Below are 16,062 nucleotides of genomic sequence, written 5' to 3'. Positions count from 1 at the left end.
GCGCGGCGGTCGGGTGCCTGGTGGGGGGCCGGATGCGTGCCGGTCCGTGCGCCACGGCGTGCGGCCGTGTGATTTGCGCCGTCACAAGTTGGCCTGCCTGCGATCACACAAGGTGAATAATGGTGTCCGAGGGCGTCTCAGCGACAGAGAGGGTCGCCGTGGGGACCGACAGGGACAGTGCCGTTTCCCGTCAGCGCTTCGACGTGGCCGACGCCGCGCCGTTGCTGATCGACGCGGACGGGTTCGTGACGAGCTGGACCCGGGACGCCGAGCGGCTCTTCGGCTATCCGGCGGCCGAGATCCTGGGCCGCAGCGTCCGTACGCTCCTGGTGGACGAGGACGGCGAGCACATCGGCCGCCTGGCCGAAACCCATCGCGCCCTCGGCGGCTGGTCCGGCATCCTCACGGCCCGCCACCGCGACGGCCACCGCCTCAGGGTGATGGTCAGGGTCGTCCCCACCCGGGAGGCACCCACGCCACCACCGACGGCGACCGCGCCTCCGGCCGGGCCGGTGCCTGCTTCGGCGCCGGGAACCCCACGGCCCTCCGCCGCCCCGGCCCGGGAGCCTGGAGCCCGCCCCTCCCCCGCGCAGCACCCCGGCCGACCGTCGGTCCGGCGGACCACCCCTGCCCCCGCACCCCAATCTCCGCCCGCACCCCATTCCCCGTCCGCGCGCCCCTCCCCATCCGGGCGCCCCTCCCCGCCCGCGCACCCGATTCCATCCGCGCACCCGACCCCATCCGCCCGTCTGCCCTTCTCCCCCGCCCCCGGCTCCCACCCGCGCCCCTCCTCCTCGCCACCCCCGGCCTCACCGGCCCCGGCCGCGCCGGCCCCCGCTTCCGAGGCCCAGGAAACCCCCCACGCCCCCACCGCCCACTGGGTCGCTCTCGTTTCCGATGCGACGCAGGCGCCCGGGTGGGACATGAGTCGCAATGTGCTGGAGCGGATGACGGCGTGGTCGCCCGTGGGGATCGCGATAGTGGATACGGAGCTGCGGTTCGTGTGGTCGAACGCGGCGTTGGAGCGGTTCGGCGGCGGGCAGGCGCACGAGCGGGTGGGGCTGCGGCTCGCGGAGGTACAGCCGGGGCTGGACGCCGAACGCATCGAGGCGCAGATGCGCAAGGTGCTGGAGACCGGCGTACCCGTGCTGGACTACGAACACGTGGGCCGGGTGCGGTCGGCGCCGTACCGCGAGACCGCGCACGCGATGTCGTTCACCCGGCTCGAAGACGACCTCGGGCGCCCCATCGGCGTGTACTACACGGTGATCGACGTGTCCGAGCGGCACCGCGCCCGCACCCGCCTCGCCCTGCTGGACCGGGCCGGTGAGCACATCGGCCGGACCCTCGACGTACGGCGGACCGCGCAGGAGCTGGCCGACGTCGTCGTCCCCGCGCTCGCCGACTTCGTCACCGTCGACCTGCTGGACTCCGTGCTGAGCGGCGCCGAGCCGGGCCCCCTCGGCGACGGTTCCGTCCCGCTGCGGCGGATCGCGCAGCAGTCCGTGCACGCCGGCGTCCCCGAGGCCGTCCTGGAGATCGGCGCGCTCGCCGCGTACACCGCCGGCTCGCCCCCGGTACGGGCGCTGGTCGACGGCCGGTCCTGGTCGGAGCCCCGGCTCGACCCGCTGTCGGCGGAGTGGGCCTCGGCGGTCCCGGGCGGCCGGGCGGTGCCCGTGGAGGCACTCGGACTGCACAGTGTGATGATCGTTCCGGTGCGGGCGCGGGGCATCACGCTCGGCATCACCACGTTCTTCCGCCGCGACCGCCTGGACCCCTTCGACGCCGTCGACCTGGGCCTCGCCGAGGAGCTGGTGAGCCGGGCCGCCGTCTGCGTCGACAACGCGCGCCGGTACACGCGCGAGCGCGACGCCGCCCTCGTCCTGCAGCGCAGCCTGCTGCCGCGCCGGCTGCCCGAGCAGGACGCGGCCGAGGTCGCCGCCCGCTACCGGCCCGCCGACGAGCTGACCGGTCTCGGCGGCGACTGGTACGACGTCATCCCGCTCTCCGGCGCCCGCGTCGCCCTCGTCGTCGGCGAGGTCGCGGGCCACGGCATCGACGGCGCCGCCGCCATGGGCCGCCTCCGTACGGCCGTCCGTACCCTCGCCGACCTCGATCTGCCGCCGGACGAGGTGCTCGCCCACCTCGACGACATGGTCGCCAAGTCGGCGCGGCAGGAGGGCGCCGAGCCGGGCGGCGGCAGCGGCGAGACGGTCGGGGCGCGCTGTCTGTACGTCGTCCACGACCCGGTGTCGGGCAGATGCGCCATGGCCGCCGCCGGGCCGTTCGCCCCGGCCCTGGTCGCCCCGGACGGCACGGTCACCTTCCCCAGGCTGCCCGAGGGACCGGCGCTCGGTGTCGACCAGCAGCCCTTCGAGGCGATGGAGGTCGAGCTGCCCGAGGGCACGGTGATCGCCCTGCACACCGACGGGCTGCTCGCCGGGTCCTCCCGGGAGGCGCTGTGCCGTGCCCTGGCCCGGCCCGAGCCCTCCCTCGAACGGCACGCCCAGCGCGTCCTCGACTCCCTCGCCCCGGCCCGCCCCACCGACGACGTCGCCCTCCTCCTGGCCCGCACCCGGCGGCTGCCCGCCCACCGGGTCGCCTCCTGGGAGCTGCCGGCCGACCCGGCGCTGGTCGCGGAGGCCCGCAAGACCACCACACGGCAGCTTGGGGTGTGGGGGCTGGACGAGCTGGCGTTCACCACCGAACTGGTCGTCAGCGAGCTGGTCACCAACGCGATCCGGCACGCCGCCGGGCCCATCCGGCTGCGGCTCGTCCTCGAACGCACCCTGATCTGCGAGGTGTTCGACGGCGGCGCCACCGCGCCCCATCTCCGCCACCCGCGCACCACCGACGAGGGCGGCCGGGGTCTCTTCCTCATCTCCCAGTTCACCCAGCGCTGGGGCACCCGTTTCCTGCCCGAGGGCAAGGTGATCTGGGCGGAACAGTCCCTGGCGGACCCGGACCCGTCCTTCTGATCCTTCTGACGACGGCCCGCCGCGGAGCCGGGGCCCGTCCCACCGTCGCCCGGGGCCTACCGTGATTCGGCGCGGTACGCCATGCGAGGACGGCCTGCTTGGGCCACGCGGGTGAACTCGCCGACCGTCAGGCGCACTCTCCCGCCCGTCTCGTCCAGCCCCACATCCGCCCCCTCACCTCTCCCGAATCTCCACATTTCCGACATCTTGGCCCGCCCTCCGGCCCTCCCGTGCCCCGTTCGGCCTGATTAGTGGCGGTTGGCACTTCATATGAATGCAGGGGTCGGCTTCGGGCATCGGGCTCCGTCGCCTCGGCAGACATCACGAGAAGAGGGACGTGGCGTGAAGCGAAGAACTCCGGGGGGTGTGGGTCTGGCCCTGGCCGTCTCGGCGGCGCTGGTGGTCGGACTGGCCGGCGAGGCGGTCCCCGCCGCCCCCGGCGCCAGGAGCACGGTGGACGGCAGGGCACCCGGCGACGGCAACGTGACCGTACGCGTCGTCAACGACGTGGACACCGACGGGACGTACGACCACGGTCTGGAGAAGGGCCGGGAGGGTGTGCGGGTCACGCTGACCGACGACCACGGGACCGTGGTGACCCGGACGACCAACGCGTACGGCATCGCCTGGTTCCAGCCGTCGGCCACCCCGCTGCGCGGCGCCAAGTACCGCGTCCAGGCCTACAACCCCGACCCGCGCACCCTGCAGCCCGCGCTCGCGGGGCTCGGCGACGGCCCCTACGTGATGCGCAGCGGCGTCGGCGTCGTGGATGTCGCCGGGGGCCGGAGCACGACGTACACGACCGGCTTCTGGGAGCCCGGGGTCTACTGCCAGGAGAACCCGGACCTGGTGACCTGCAACCTCACCAAGGGCGACGCGCCCGACACCCACAAGGGTCTGACGCGGTTCCCGGGGAACTTCTCCGGCGCCCACCCCGGCGGCACGGTCGAGACGCTGACCAACAACACCCAGCAGGGGGCCGTGTTCGGGATCGGCAACGACCGGACCGGCAACACGTACATGGGCACGCTGGTCAAGCGGCACGCGGCGTACGGTCCGGCGGGCGCGACCAACACGATCTACCGCCGCAACAGCGCCTCCGGGGTGACCACCTTCGTCACCCTGCCGGGCCTGCTGACCGAGCACGACGAGGCCGACCACTGGCTGCGCGACAACCCGGTCTACAGCAGGGTCGGCCGGGAGGGCATCGGCGACGTCGACGTCTCCGGTGACGGCAGGACCCTGTACGCGGTCAGCCTCAACGACTCCCGGCTGTACGCGGTGCCGATCCACGGCAACGGCGACGGGGTCTACCCGGGCCGCTACCGGTCGCACGTCATCCCCCGGCCGGAGGAGTGCGCCGGCTCGTGGCACCCGTACGGCATCGGGGTGCGCGGTGGGCGGGTGCTCGTCGGCGGGGTGTGCGGCGCGGAGAACACGGTCACCAGGAAGGTGCCGTGGGGCGACCCGTCGCAAGTCACCTCGCACGTCTACGAGTTCACCAAGGGGTCGTTCAGTCCCCTGTTCCACACGGCGATGAACTACCCGCGCGGCTGCGCCTACCGGGTCGACGGGGCCCACTCCGGTTCACAGCCGGGGTCGCACACCGGCCCGCACACCGGCCCGCACACCGGCTCGCACACGGGTTCACACACGGGGTCGGACACCGGGTCGCACACGGCCCCCGCCCCCAACGCGAGCACCGCGCCGCACACGAGCACCGCACCGCAGACGGTCCCCGCACCCCGTACGGGTCCCGCCTCCGGCGGCCACGGCTGTTTCAAGCCCTCCACCGTCGGCCAGCCGCTGAGTGCCATGTGGGAGGCCTGGAACCAGCGGGTCCCCGAGCCCGGCCCCCTCTCCTTCGTCTCCGCGCCGCAGCCGATCCTGGCCAACATCGAGATCGCCGACAACGGCGACCTGATCCTCGGCTTCCGGGACCGCTTCGCCGATATGCAGGGCACGGCGACGTACCCCTTCAACGCCCGCAAGAACACCCTGGTCAGGGCCATCGCCGCCGGTGACGTCCTGCGGGTGTGCACGTCCCGGACGACGTACACGCTGGAGAACAACGCCCGCTGCGACGCGCTCTACGGCGCGCTGCCGAACAACGACGAGGGGCCGGGCCACGGCGAGTTCTACGCCGACTCGACCCGGCTCGACGGCGCCCACGAGGACCAGGTCACCCAGGGCGGCACGGCCCTCCAGCCGTACCGGAACAGGCTGTGGAGCACGGTCTACGACCCGTTCGACCCGCACCCCTGGGAGCAGGGCGTCCGCCGCTGGAACGCGGACAAGGGCAAGACGGAGGGCAACCTCACGGTCCAGCGGACCTGGAGCGACAAGGCCGCGGGCCGCGCCCTGCTCTTCGGCAAGGGCAACGGCCTCGCCGACCTGGAGCTGGTCTGCGACCGGGCGCCCGTCCAGATCGGCAACCGGGTCTGGTACGACGTCAACGGCAACGGCGTCCAGGACCCGTCCGAACCGCCGGTCAAGGGCGTGAGGGTGAAGCTCGACACGACGTCGTCGCTGTCGGACCGCGGTCTGACCGCGGTCACCGACGCGGGCGGCGAGTACTACATCGGCAGCGCCCAGGGCCTGAAGCCGAACACCACCTACCGGGTCTCCTTCGACTACGGCGGCGTCGACACCAGCACGCTGCCGGGCAAGCCGAGCCGGGCCTCCCTCAAGTGGACGGTGAAGGACGCCGGTTCGAACCGCGCGATCGACTCCGACGTCGACGCGTACGGCCGGACCACGGTCCGGGTCGGCGACCCCGGCCATGTGAACCACACGGTCGACGCCGGCCTCACCAAGTCGGTGCGGCTGACGCTGGTGAAGCTGGACAAGAAGAGCGACAAGCCGCTGCCGGGCGCGGTGTTCGAGCTGTGGCAGGACACCAACGGGGTGCGCGGCCTCCAGCGGTACGGCCTGAGGAAGGACCGGTTCGTCAACGACTGCGCCAGCTCGCGCACCGGCCGCTGCTCGTTCGGCTCGCTCCTGCCCGGCACGTACCACCTGGTGGAGACCGATGTCCCCGAGGGCTATCTCAAGCCGAAGCAGCCGGTCACCGGGCCGTACGTCCTCACCCCGAGGAACGCCTCCGCCGGCGACGGGCTGACCGTGAAGCTCTTCAACGTGCGCGGCGAGCCGTGCAAGGGCAAGAAGTGCTGACGCTCTGACGCGCTGACGGACTGCTGGGCCGACGTGCCCGTTCGGCCCAGCACGACGTCTCCGGGGCGCTCGCGATGCCGTATCTCTGAGAAGGGGTTCGGCGAGTGAGTGTGCGAGCGAGTACCGGAGGCCGCGTTGACGACCCGACGAAGGACACGGAAGACCCGGATACGGGTGAAGGTGGTCGCGGTGCTGTCGTCCGCCCTGCTGGGCTGGACGACGGCACCCGCCATCGCGTCGGCGCCCCTCGCGTCGGCGCCCGCGCCGGAGTGCACCGCGCGGACCGGCCCCTACCAGTGGGACCTGGAACGCCACCTCAAGCTGGTGGCGGACGGCCGGCAGTCCACCGCCGACTGTGTGGCGATCCGCGCGTTCCAGCAGCGCGCGGGCGTGAAACCGGCCGACGGGTACGCGGGGCTCGCCACCTACCGCACGATGCTGGTGGTGCAGGCCCGCGCCAACCCGAACGCGGCGGGGAAGTGCCCGGTGCGGACCTACCAGGTGACCTGTGTGGACCTCGACCGGCAGCTGGTGTGGGTACAGCAGGGCGACCGCGTGATCTACCGGCCGGTGCCCGCGCGCACCGGCCGGGACGGGCAGGAGACCCGCACCGGCTGGCACACGGTCTACTGGAAGAACCGTGACCACCACTCCGACCTGTACGACAACGCGCCCATGCCGTTCGCCCAGTTCTTCAACGACGGCCAGGCCTTCCACGGCGTCCTCGACGACCTCTTCCGAGGCGGCTCCCACGGCTGCGTGAACCTCCGCTACGCCGACGCGGAGCGGTTGTGGCGGATCATGCACGAGGGCGACGAGGTGTATGTGTGGGGTGTGAAGCCGGGCACGGAACGGTCGGCCGCACGGGGCTGAGCGGCGCGGCGAGGTCGAACCACACGGCCTTGCCGTCGGGGCAGGGCGGGCCCTGGGGTACGGGTACGGGTACGGGTACGGCCGGGGCGGTGCCCCAGCGCCCCTCGGTGAGCGAGTGGACGAGCCACAACCCCCGGCGGACCGAAGGTCGCCCGCGCGCAGTTGGAACACCTCCTGAGGGCCTCCGAGAGGGAGAACGTGACGATCCGCGTGGTCCCCTCCGCGGCGGACGGCTTCGCGGGCACCGGCTACCACATGCGTCACGCCGCCGAGGGCGGAGGGGGCTTCGGCTTCTTCTTGCCCTTCTTCTCCTGCTGTTCCTTCTTCAGGAGGTCCTGGAGGCGTTGGGTGCCGGCCTGGGCCGCTTCTCGGGTGGCGGTGTCGTCGATGCCGTAGAGGCCGCCGTGGGTGAGGAGGGCGGCCGTGTCGCCGACGCGCACGGTGGCGAGGTCGAGGGTGAGGGCGCTGTCCTCGCCCTCCACCGCCCCGCTGACGATCAGCCGCAGGCCCTGCCGGGCGTCGCCCAGGTCGCCGGGGAGTTCGACGGGGACGACCTCGGCGCCGTACTCCTGTCCCTGGATCCCGGTGATGGTGAACTCCCCGCACTTGTCGACGATCCGGCGGAGCCGGCCGAGGCGGGCGTCGACGTCGGCCCTGTCGTACTCGCCCACCTGGTAGCGGAGTTGGGCGCCGTACTCGTAGTCGTCGAAGCCGGTGACGGCCGTGCCGCCCCTGGGCTTGCCGAGGACGTCCTCGGCGTACACCGCGTCCAGGAGTTCCTGGCACTCGGGGCGGTCGGTGCGGCCCTTGAGGAGACCGTCCCGCCAGGTCGCCGCGCCCTGGGTGCCGGCCCAGGCCTCGCCCAGGTCGTCCTGGCGGAGCAGCGCGCTGCGGGCGCGCGCGTCGGTCAGGGTGGGCTTCGGCCGGGCCGACGGCGAGGCGGTGGCCGGGTCGTCGACGACGGCCGCCTCCGGGAAGCCGCGCGGATGCCCGGGGTCCTTCGCGACGCAGGCCGTCGCCCCCGCGAGCATCCCGAGGACCACGACCCGGGCGAGAACACGGTACGCACGACGCATGGCGGAGCCTCCCGGGAGCACGACGTTTCCGCTCCTACGCCAGCACCGCTCGGGCCCGCCCACCAGCGCACGAGGGCGTACGGGTGAGCGACTCCCTCGTACGGCTCCCCCGGCGGCTACCCCAGGCCGGGGGTCGGCACGGGGTCCGTGGCGGGGGCGGTCGGCGCCGTGCCCCGGATCTCCACCAGCGCGCCCTCCGACAGCCGCCGGTAGAGCCACTGCGCGTCGGTGCTCCGCAGGCCGATCCAGCCGGAGGTGGTGTCGTGGGCGCCGGGGGCCTTCTCGTTGTAGGTGAGGGCCGCGATCCAGATCGCGTTCGCGGCGGGGCCGAGGCTGGGAGTGGGGCTGGGGCTGGGGCTGAGGCTGGTGTCCTCGGTCGGACCGGTCCCGTCAGTTCCATCGGTCGCTTCCGGCGCCTCCGCCGTCTCCGCCGCCACCTCCGTCGGCGCCTCCGCCGTCGCCTCCGCCGGCGCCTCCGCCGCTTCTGCCCCGGCCCTTCCGGTGGTCTTGTCGATCGGGGTCAGTTCCAGGACCCACGACAGCTTCAGGTCGTACTCGTCGCCGAGGCCGAGGCCGACGGTCGTGGCGGGGACGACCTTGGAGCCGCGTTTGAGCGTGACGGTCATCAGGCCGGTCGGTGTCGGTGTCCGGGCCGTGCCGGTGGAGACCGGCAGCTCGCGGCCGGCGACGGTGAGGACGCGGCGGGAGAGGTCCACCGTGGCGTCGGGAACCGCTCGCGTGGCGCTCTGTGTGGTGCGCGACGCCGTCGGCGGGTGCTGTTCGCTGCCGTGGGAGGCGACGTTCAGGGTGAGGACGGCGGCCATGCCCGCCGCCACGCAGCCGCCCGCGACGGCGGCGGTCGTACGGCGGCGACGCCGACGGCGGCCGGCGGTGGCGCGGATCTCGGCGCCGGACCCGGGCGGCGGGGCCTCGACGGACTCCGCCAACTCGCGCAGCCGGACGGTCAGTTCATCGGACACGGCCGTCCTCCTTCGCACCCGCGCCGGGGGCCAGTTCGCGCGCCAGCGCCGCCCGGCCACGGGACAGCCGGGCCTTGACCGTGCCCACGGGGGCGCCGGTCTCGGAGGCTACCTGCTCCACACTCAAGTCGCACAGATGGTGCAGAACCACCGCCATCCGCTGTGCCTCCGGAATCCTGCGCAACGCCTCGACCAGCACCGCCCGTTCGGGATCGGGTCCCGGCGTGTGATCCGGGGGCGGATCGCGGCGCACCAGCTCCAGCCAGCGGCGCGCCCGGCGCCACCGGCTCACCGCGAGCCGCATCGCCACGGTACGGATCCACGCCTCGGGCGCCCCCTCCGCGAGGAAGTCCCGCCGCCGGTCCCAGGCCCGGACGAAGGCCTCCTGCACGACGTCCTGCGCCTCGCCGTGGTCCCCGGTGAAGGCGTAGAGCTGGCCGGTCAGCCGGGGGAACGCGGTGGCGTAGAACGCGTCGAACTCTTCCTCGGTCATGCCCCCGCCGTTGTCCGAAGTCCCTTGGATCGCCGTGCAACCCGGTCGCCCCCGTCGTGCGTACAGGTCCCGTACGTACGCCGCCGTACGCCGCTCATCGAAACACATCACGGGAAAGACATCTGGGGGAGACCATGACCATGGGGAGAAGAGCCACCGGGACCCTGCGGGCCCGGCGCCTCGCGCACCTGTTCGCCGCGACGGCCGCGTGCGCGGTCGCGCTCGCGCTCACGGGCTGTGCGGGGAGCGGGGAAGGCGTACGGGTCGAGGGGCCGAGCGCGATACCGGAGACCCACGCCCGCGCGGACGCGGAGACGGACGCGGAGACGGACGCGGAGACGGGGGCGGGCGCGGGGACCGGGGGCGGGGGCGGCACCGAGGCCGTGGACGTGAGGCCGAGCCCGAGCCCGAGCGCGGCGGAGGCGTTCGACGGCGCGCGTGTGAACATCGCGGAAGGGCAGACCGTGGGTGTCGGCATGCCGATATCCGTCACCTTCGACCGTCCGGTCCCGGAGGCCGAACGGGCAGATGTGGAACGGCGGTTGAAGGTCACGACCGACCCCGGCACCGAGGGCTCCTGGAGCTGGGTGAAGGACCGCGACCTCGCCGACGGACAGCGCGTCGACTTCCGTCCCCGCGCCTACTGGAAGCCCGGTACGAAGGTCACCGTCCAGGTCGGCGAGGGCCTCACCCGGCACTTCGGCGTCGGCCGGTCGCTGATCGCCACGGTCGATGTGCGCCGCCACACCATGACCGTGGAGAAGGACGGTTCGACCGAGCGCGTCCCGGTCACCGCGGGCGCGCCCGGCATGGAGACCTGGAACGGCACGATGGTCGTCTCCGACAAGCAGCCCAAGGTCTTCATGGACTCGCGCACGGTCGGCTACGGCGACTCGTACGCCGACTGGTACTCCTACGCCGTCCATCTCACCGCCTCCGGCACCTACCTCCACGAGAACCCGAAGGCGAATACGTACGCGGGCCGGCGGAACGTCACCCACGGGTGTGTGGGCCTCGCGGCCGACGGCACGGCGAAACGGTTCTACGACCAGGTCGTCCCCGGTGACGTGGTGAAGGTGACCGGCTCCGCGGAGACCGTGGCCGTCGGGAACGGGTACGGCGACTGGAACCTGAGCTGGGAGCGGTGGAAGGACGGCAGCGCGCTGAACTGAGAAGGCGGCGAAAAAAGTCGTACGCCGGTGTCATCCGTCCCGGGCACCTCAGGAGTTTCCAGGAGTGTCAGACCAACACACCGACCATGCACACCAGGGGGGTGTCCGTTCATGACCATGAAGCGGATGCACACATACGTCGCCGTCGCCGCGCTGACCACGCTGCTGGCGGGGGCGCCGACGATGTCGTACGCCGTCTCGCGGGGGGAGACGGCGCACGGCACCGGCGCGGCGGCGGCAGCCGCGGTGGCGGCGAAGGCCGCCAAGGCCACGAAGGCGCCGACCGCGCGGATCGTCGCGCCGGGGGAGCATGTCGTCGCCGCGCCCGGGTTCGAGCTGTGGCTGACGGCCGAGGGCAAGCACTGGACGGACCCGGACATGCCCGACTTCCCGCAGTTCCGCAGCATCGTCGACGGCAACGTCGACCCGAGCGTGCCCGGAGTGACCCTCCAGGGAAGCGGCTTCGAAGGGCACTACTACCTCTCCGGCCTCTACTACGGCGGCAAGGGCACGGCCTCCCGTGTGGAGATCGCGACCAGCACGGGCAAGGTCCACGGCAAGCTGATCGAGCTGGCCGGGAAGCCGGGCTGGGGCGTCTGGTACGCCATCGCGGACCTGCCCTCGGACGGCGGCTCGGAGGACTTCCTCCGCAAGGTCACCGTCCTCGACACCAAGGGCCGCGTCTACGCCCAGCTGCCGCTGACCTGACCCGACCGATTCCGTCCGACCCGATCTGACCTGACCTGACCTGACCTGACGCTCGAAGTGACCGTGGGGGCGGGGGACTTGACCACTCCCCCGTCCGCACGGCACGCTCCCCCACTCCCGACTTCGAGGACCGTCGTCCGTGCCGCACGAGAACTCCGGACCGCACGAGAACCCCGGACCACCCGAGGGCGGTGACTTCGCCGCGTACACCACCGCGGCCTGGCCGCGCCTGGTGCGTACCGCGCACATGCTGACCGGCGACTTCCACGAGGCCGAGGACCTCGTGCAGACCACGCTGGCGAAGGTGTACGCCCGCTGGCGGCGCATCCCGCGCGACGACGTCGACTTCTATGTGCGGCGCTCGCTGGTCAACAACAACATCAGCCGCGTACGGAAGAGACGCGTGGCCCATCTGCTGACACCGTTCCTGCCGGAACGGGTGCACGAGCGGCACGCGGGACACGCCGACTCCATCGCCCAACGGGCCGCCGTCACCCAGGCGTTGGCCGAACTGTCCGCCCGGCAGCGGTCCGTGCTGGTGCTCCGGTTCTGGGAGGACCTCAGCGAGAACGAGATCGCCCAGCTGCTCGGCTGCTCGCTCGGCACGGTCAAGACCCATGTACGACGCGGCCTTCAGGCCCTGCGCGCGCACCCCTCGTTCGCCGCCGCCCCCCACGGGGACGGCGCCCGGGACACCCACACCTCCGCTCCCTCTCCCCCGTTCGCCCAGGCGCCCCCCTCGCCCGTCCCCGGAGCCCGCCCATGAACCACCCGACCTCCGGGACCGGCCCGACCGGGACCGGGACCGGCACAGACTCAGAGACAGAGAGCGAGACCGAGACCGGCGCGGGCGTGGCCGGCGAACACGGTGCCGACACCGGGCAGTTGCTGCGGGAGGCGTTCGCCGAGGCCGCGTACGGGTTCACGCCGCCGCCGGTGCCGTTGGAGGCGATCGAGCGGGACGGCCGCAGGCGCCGGCGGCGACGCCGGACCGCCGCGGTGGGCGCGGGCTGCGGACTGCTGCTGATCCCGCTCGTCGTGGCGCTGACCCTCCGCCCCGACGATCCCTCCTCCACGGTCCAGCCGATGGCCCCACCGCAGGCGAGCGCCGACCGTTCCCCCTCGCCGACACCGACACCGACATCCACACCCACGCCCACCAGGTCCTCGGAATCCACCGGCGGCTCCGGGTCCACCGGCGCCACCGGGGTCTTCACGCCGGGCGCCGGGCAGGTGCGGATCGTCGCGGTCGACGAGCGGGTGACCACCGAGCAGGGTACGGAACTGTGGCTGACGGAGGACGGCAAGCACTGGCGGGATCCGGACCCGGACACGGGGGCGTTCGGCCCGGACGAGTTCCGCAGCCTGGTCGACGGCAACCTCGACACCACCGAACCCGGCCTCACCATGCAGGGCTCGGGCTCCGCCACCAGCGGCTACACCGTCCACGGCCTCTTCTACGGCGTCCGGACCGCTGCCGCCGGGGTGCGGATCACCGCCTACGACGGCACGGTCGTCGACGGCACCGTCCTGCGCCTGAGGGGCGACACCGGCTGGGGCGTCTACTACGGCCATGTGAAGGTCCCGGAGGAACTCGCGCGCTCCCTCGACTTCCAGGACCCCGTGCACGAGGTCGCGGTCTACGACGCGAACGGCAAGGTGATCGCCGAGATGGACTTCGGCCCCTGAGCCCCCTCCCCCGCCCCTGACCGCCCCGGAGTCAGCGCTTCTCGTACGGGTTGTCCGGCTCGGCGACCCGTCGTACCGACCCGGCGTCCAGGACCGGCGGCCAGGACTTCTCGGAGCCCGGCTCCCCCTTGGGGTGCCAGACGCCGGTGACGGTGACCCAGGCGTCGGCGGTGGGGGCGCCGGCGTCCCGGATCTCGACCTTGTAGGGGCTGGCGTCGGCGGCGCAGCAGGAGACCAGGAGGCGGGTGAGTTACCAGGAGGAAGGCCAGGGCGGCGGCGGGCGCGACCCCGCGTCGCATCAGGCTTCCGGCCACCGGGACGGAGGCGCACTCGCAGCCCGGCAGGACGACACCGGCCGCGCCCGCGACGGGCACGGCGAGCGCGGGGTTGCGGGGGAGCAGCCGGGTGAAGACCCGCTCGGGCACGAAGGCGGCGATCGCCGCCGAGACGAGGGTGCCGAGGAGGAGGAAGGGCACGCCCTGGACGACGATCGCCGTGAAGACGGTCCACCAGGCGGCCATCGCGGGCGTGGCCAGGTCGAGCGCGACCACCGGGCCGAGGACGGAGGCGGCGGTCGCGATGGCGAGGAGGGCGAGGCCGCCGGGTACGGCGTGGAGCAGGGCGCGGACGGCGGGTCGTACGCCCGCGAGGACGCCTCCGCGCTCCCCTGTGCTCCGGTGCTGCTCCGCGGTCTCCACATGAGGAAACTATGGAGCGGGGCTGTGCGGTGGCCCGGAATCGTCAAAGAGGGGGCTGTGCGGGGGCCGGGCCGAGGGTGGTGGTGCCGGGGGCGGTGCGGTGGCCGAGACCGGTGCGGTAGGCGTCGAGGGCGGCCTCGACGCGGCCGGTGCGGCGGTACAGGTCGCCGAGGAGGCGGCACAGGTCGGCCAGGTCACCGGCGGCGCCCGCGCGTTCCAGCAGGCTCAGCGCGCGGACGTAGTGCTCCTCGGCGGTGTCCGCGTTCCGGGCGTCCTCGGCGATGATGCCGAGGAGGCGGTGGGCGGCGGCGGAGTGCAGGGCGCCGCGCTCGGAGCTGAGGTCGCTGAGGACCTCGCGGAGCAGTTCGGCGGCCTCTTCGGACTTGCCGCGGCGGTGCAGGACGTCGGCGAGTTCGACGGCGACCTGGCTGGTGTAGAGCGCGGCGCGCTTGGCGGAGAGCATGCGGCGGGCCTCGCGCAGCTCCTCCTCGGCGCGGGCGTAGTCGCCGTTCTGGGCGTGCAGATAGCCGCGCATCCAGTGGCAGTTGGCGAGTTCGGTGCGGATCTGGAGCTGGCGGTACAGCTCGGAGGCCTTGGCGAGGGAGGCGTCGGCCTCGGCGACACGGCCCTCGGCGATCATCGTCCGGGCGACCGAGCGGTGCATCCGGGCGACCAGGGCGGGGTCGCCGGACCGCGGGGCGAGGGCGAGGGCCAGTTCGGCGGCCTGGGCGGCGCGGGCGTGGGCGCCCATGTCCATGTAGGGGGCGATGACGCCGGTGTAGAGGAGCAGTAACGCGTCGGGGTCGTGCAGGCCGTTGCGGTTCAGCTCGTCGAGGGTGGACTCGTAGAGGTAGCAGGAGTAGCGGAGTTCACCGGCGAGGTAGTGGGCGGTGGCGCGGCCCCGGAGGGCGGGGACGCGGGCCGGGAGCGGGGCGTCGCCGAGGCGCTGCTCGACCTGTTCGAACCGCAGTTGGGCGGTCTCCAGGTCGCCGGTCTCCAGGGCGCATTCGCCGAGGCCGAGCAGGGCGTCGGCCTGTTCGGGGACGAGGCCGTACTCCTCCGCCTCCGCGAGGACGACCGTGAACCCCTCGGCGGCGGCCTCGGTGGCGCCGCTGGCGAGGGTGCGCTGGGCGCCGGTCAGGCGCAGCCGCAGCTCGGTGGCGAAGCCGGCGGGGCGGCCGGTGGCCAGTTCCTCGTAGCCGACGCCGAGGCGTTCGGCGATGTGCCGCAGGGCGGGTTCGGAGGCGCGGACCCGGCCGGCCTCCAGGGTCGAGATGTACGCCGGGGTGTACGCCGGTTCCGCCAACTGACGCTGTGTGAGGCCCCGTTCCGTCCGCAGTTGCTGCACTCTGCGCCCGATGACCTCGGGATCGTCACGCTCGGCCGTACCTGCCATGGCGTAAGCATGCCAGTAACCCCGGTTACACCGGCCGCTTTACCCCAACTCCCCTCCGTACTCTTGCCGTTGAGAGACCGGAGTCTTACGTTGAGCGACGCGTCAAGTACGCTCAAGTCGCCTGCTCAACCACTCAGATCGCCACCGGCTCAGAACTCGGCGGTGTCCAGCTCGAAGCCGAGGGGGGCGGGCAGGGGGACGACGAGGCCCATCTTGTGCTGCGCGCCCTTGGTGTACTCGTCGCCGGACGGCTCCGAGTACACGATCACCTGGCCCTCCTCGCGGTCGATGAGGAGGTAGACGGGGATGTTCGCCCGGGCGTAGCCATGGATCTTCCTGTCCCGGTCCTTGACGGCCGTGCTGTCCGAGGTGACCTCCGCGACGAGGAGAGCGGCGGACGGGTCGTGCCACTCCCCCTGGTCGCCGAAGCTCCCCTTGGGAGCGATGACCAGGTCGGGGATGACATGACCTGTCTCGGAGGCGCCGGGAACATCCAGGCCGATGCCGGTGTAGTTGCGCAAGGAAGCGTCGCCGGCTTTCCGGCCCACCTGGTGGTTGACCTCCGACACAATCTCCTCGTGCTCCCCGTTGGCCGGAGGTGTCACACAGATCTCCCCTTCGATCAGCTCCACGCGCCAACCCTCGGGGGCCGCCGCGCTGAACAAGGCGAAGGCCTGCTGCACACTCGCGCCGCCCATGGGCAAGCGCCCCTCGTCGTCACCATCGGGATCGTCGGGATCGTCGTAGGGACCGGAAACGTACTCGCCCTGGTATCCCGGCATGATGATCGGCTCCGCCGTCGTCATGACAGACCTCCGTTCGCTC

12 protein-coding genes and 1 pseudogene are annotated in these 16,062 nt (G+C 72.8%); 7 read left to right on the top strand and 6 right to left on the bottom strand.

Features of this window, described 5'->3' with window-relative positions; translation table 11 throughout:
• Positions 1 to 158: 158 nt before the first annotated feature.
• From F9278_RS24845 to F9278_RS24825, 3 genes are all read left to right on the top strand, one after another.
• The gene (locus tag F9278_RS24845; protein ID WP_152170295.1) at positions 159 to 2,978 is read left to right on the top strand and encodes a SpoIIE family protein phosphatase; all 2,820 of its coding nucleotides are present in this window, start codon (positions 159 to 161) and stop codon (positions 2,976 to 2,978) included.
• A 342-nt stretch (positions 2,979 to 3,320) separates the two neighbouring features.
• A complete protein-coding gene (locus tag F9278_RS47320) occupies positions 3,321 to 6,152 on the top strand; it encodes an SdrD B-like domain-containing protein (protein ID WP_226966916.1) in 2,832 nt (943 codons plus the stop codon).
• A gap of 135 nt (positions 6,153 to 6,287) precedes the next feature.
• On the top strand, positions 6,288 to 7,025 hold the full coding sequence (locus F9278_RS24825; RefSeq protein WP_226966915.1) for a L,D-transpeptidase family protein: 738 nt from the start codon (positions 6,288 to 6,290) through the stop codon (positions 7,023 to 7,025).
• A gap of 260 nt (positions 7,026 to 7,285) precedes the next feature.
• On the opposite strand, the gene F9278_RS24810 is transcribed toward F9278_RS24825, so the two are convergent.
• The 3 genes from F9278_RS24810 to F9278_RS24800 form a co-directional block, all read right to left on the bottom strand.
• A complete protein-coding gene (locus tag F9278_RS24810) occupies positions 7,286 to 8,101 on the bottom strand; it encodes a hypothetical protein (protein WP_226966914.1) in 816 nt (271 codons plus the stop codon).
• Between the two features lie 116 nt (positions 8,102 to 8,217).
• On the bottom strand, positions 8,218 to 9,081 hold the full coding sequence (locus F9278_RS24805) for a L,D-transpeptidase (protein WP_152170294.1): 864 nt from the start codon (positions 9,079 to 9,081) through the stop codon (positions 8,218 to 8,220).
• Positions 9,071 to 9,574 carry a SigE family RNA polymerase sigma factor gene (locus F9278_RS24800; protein WP_152170293.1) on the bottom strand — a complete coding sequence of 168 codons (504 nt, stop codon included), beginning with the start codon at positions 9,572 to 9,574 and terminating at the stop codon, positions 9,071 to 9,073. The genes F9278_RS24805 and F9278_RS24800 overlap by 11 nt, the downstream gene beginning before the upstream one ends.
• Before the next feature lie 140 nt (positions 9,575 to 9,714).
• Here F9278_RS24800 and F9278_RS24795 point away from each other — a divergent pair, with 140 nt between their 5' ends.
• The 4 genes from F9278_RS24795 to F9278_RS24780 all read left to right on the top strand — a co-directional run bounded on the left by F9278_RS24795 (position 9,715) and on the right by F9278_RS24780 (position 13,143).
• Positions 9,715 to 10,746: a L,D-transpeptidase gene (locus F9278_RS24795; RefSeq protein WP_226966913.1), complete on the top strand. Its 1,032-nt coding sequence runs from the start codon at positions 9,715 to 9,717 to the stop codon at positions 10,744 to 10,746.
• A 111-nt stretch (positions 10,747 to 10,857) separates the two neighbouring features.
• A complete protein-coding gene (locus F9278_RS24790) occupies positions 10,858 to 11,454 on the top strand; it encodes a hypothetical protein (RefSeq protein ID WP_226966912.1) in 597 nt (198 codons plus the stop codon).
• 139 nt (positions 11,455 to 11,593) lie between these two features.
• Positions 11,594 to 12,220, top strand: a complete 627-nt coding sequence (locus F9278_RS24785; RefSeq protein ID WP_152170291.1) for a SigE family RNA polymerase sigma factor — start codon at positions 11,594 to 11,596, stop codon at positions 12,218 to 12,220.
• Entirely contained in the window at positions 12,217 to 13,143 is a 927-nt protein-coding gene (locus F9278_RS24780; protein WP_152170290.1) for a hypothetical protein, read from the top strand. Before F9278_RS24785 ends, F9278_RS24780 begins: the two co-directional genes overlap by 4 nt.
• A 254-nt stretch (positions 13,144 to 13,397) precedes the next feature.
• On the opposite strand, the pseudogene F9278_RS24775 reads toward F9278_RS24780, so the two are convergent.
• The 3 genes and pseudogenes from F9278_RS24775 to F9278_RS24765 form a co-directional block, all read right to left on the bottom strand.
• Positions 13,398 to 13,763 (bottom strand): annotated as a pseudogene (locus F9278_RS24775) (permease); the annotation flags it as partial.
• Positions 13,764 to 13,884: 121 nt separating this feature from the next.
• Positions 13,885 to 15,237 (bottom strand): tetratricopeptide repeat protein, encoded by a 1,353-nt coding sequence (locus tag F9278_RS24770; RefSeq protein WP_152170289.1) that lies wholly within the window; start codon positions 15,235 to 15,237, stop codon positions 13,885 to 13,887.
• A gap of 149 nt (positions 15,238 to 15,386) precedes the next feature.
• Positions 15,387 to 15,935 (bottom strand): Uma2 family endonuclease, encoded by a 549-nt coding sequence (locus F9278_RS24765; protein WP_226967324.1) that lies wholly within the window; start codon positions 15,933 to 15,935, stop codon positions 15,387 to 15,389.
• Positions 15,936 to 16,062 lie beyond the last annotated feature (127 nt).

The sequence above is a fragment of the Streptomyces phaeolivaceus genome (genome assembly GCF_009184865.1).
Lineage (GTDB): Bacteria > Actinomycetota > Actinomycetes > Streptomycetales > Streptomycetaceae > Streptomyces > Streptomyces phaeolivaceus.
Note: the sequence above shows the minus strand (reverse complement) of the source record. Positions and strands in the feature narration are given on the sequence as shown.

Coding starts and splice junctions, on each gene's coding strand:
- F9278_RS24800 (WP_152170293.1), bottom strand. CDS start 9,574: ATGACCGAGGAAGAGTTCGACGCGTTCTACGCCACCGCGTTCCCCCGG.
- F9278_RS24765 (WP_226967324.1), bottom strand. CDS start 15,935: ATGGGCGGCGCGAGTGTGCAGCAGGCCTTCGCCTTGTTCAGCGCGGCG.
- F9278_RS24810 (WP_226966914.1), bottom strand. CDS start 8,101: ATGCGTCGTGCGTACCGTGTTCTCGCCCGGGTCGTGGTCCTCGGGATG.
- F9278_RS24770 (WP_152170289.1), bottom strand. CDS start 15,237: ATGGCAGGTACGGCCGAGCGTGACGATCCCGAGGTCATCGGGCGCAGA.
- F9278_RS24790 (WP_226966912.1), top strand. CDS start 10,858: ATGACCATGAAGCGGATGCACACATACGTCGCCGTCGCCGCGCTGACC.
- F9278_RS24795 (WP_226966913.1), top strand. CDS start 9,715: ATGGGGAGAAGAGCCACCGGGACCCTGCGGGCCCGGCGCCTCGCGCAC.
- F9278_RS24780 (WP_152170290.1), top strand. CDS start 12,217: ATGAACCACCCGACCTCCGGGACCGGCCCGACCGGGACCGGGACCGGC.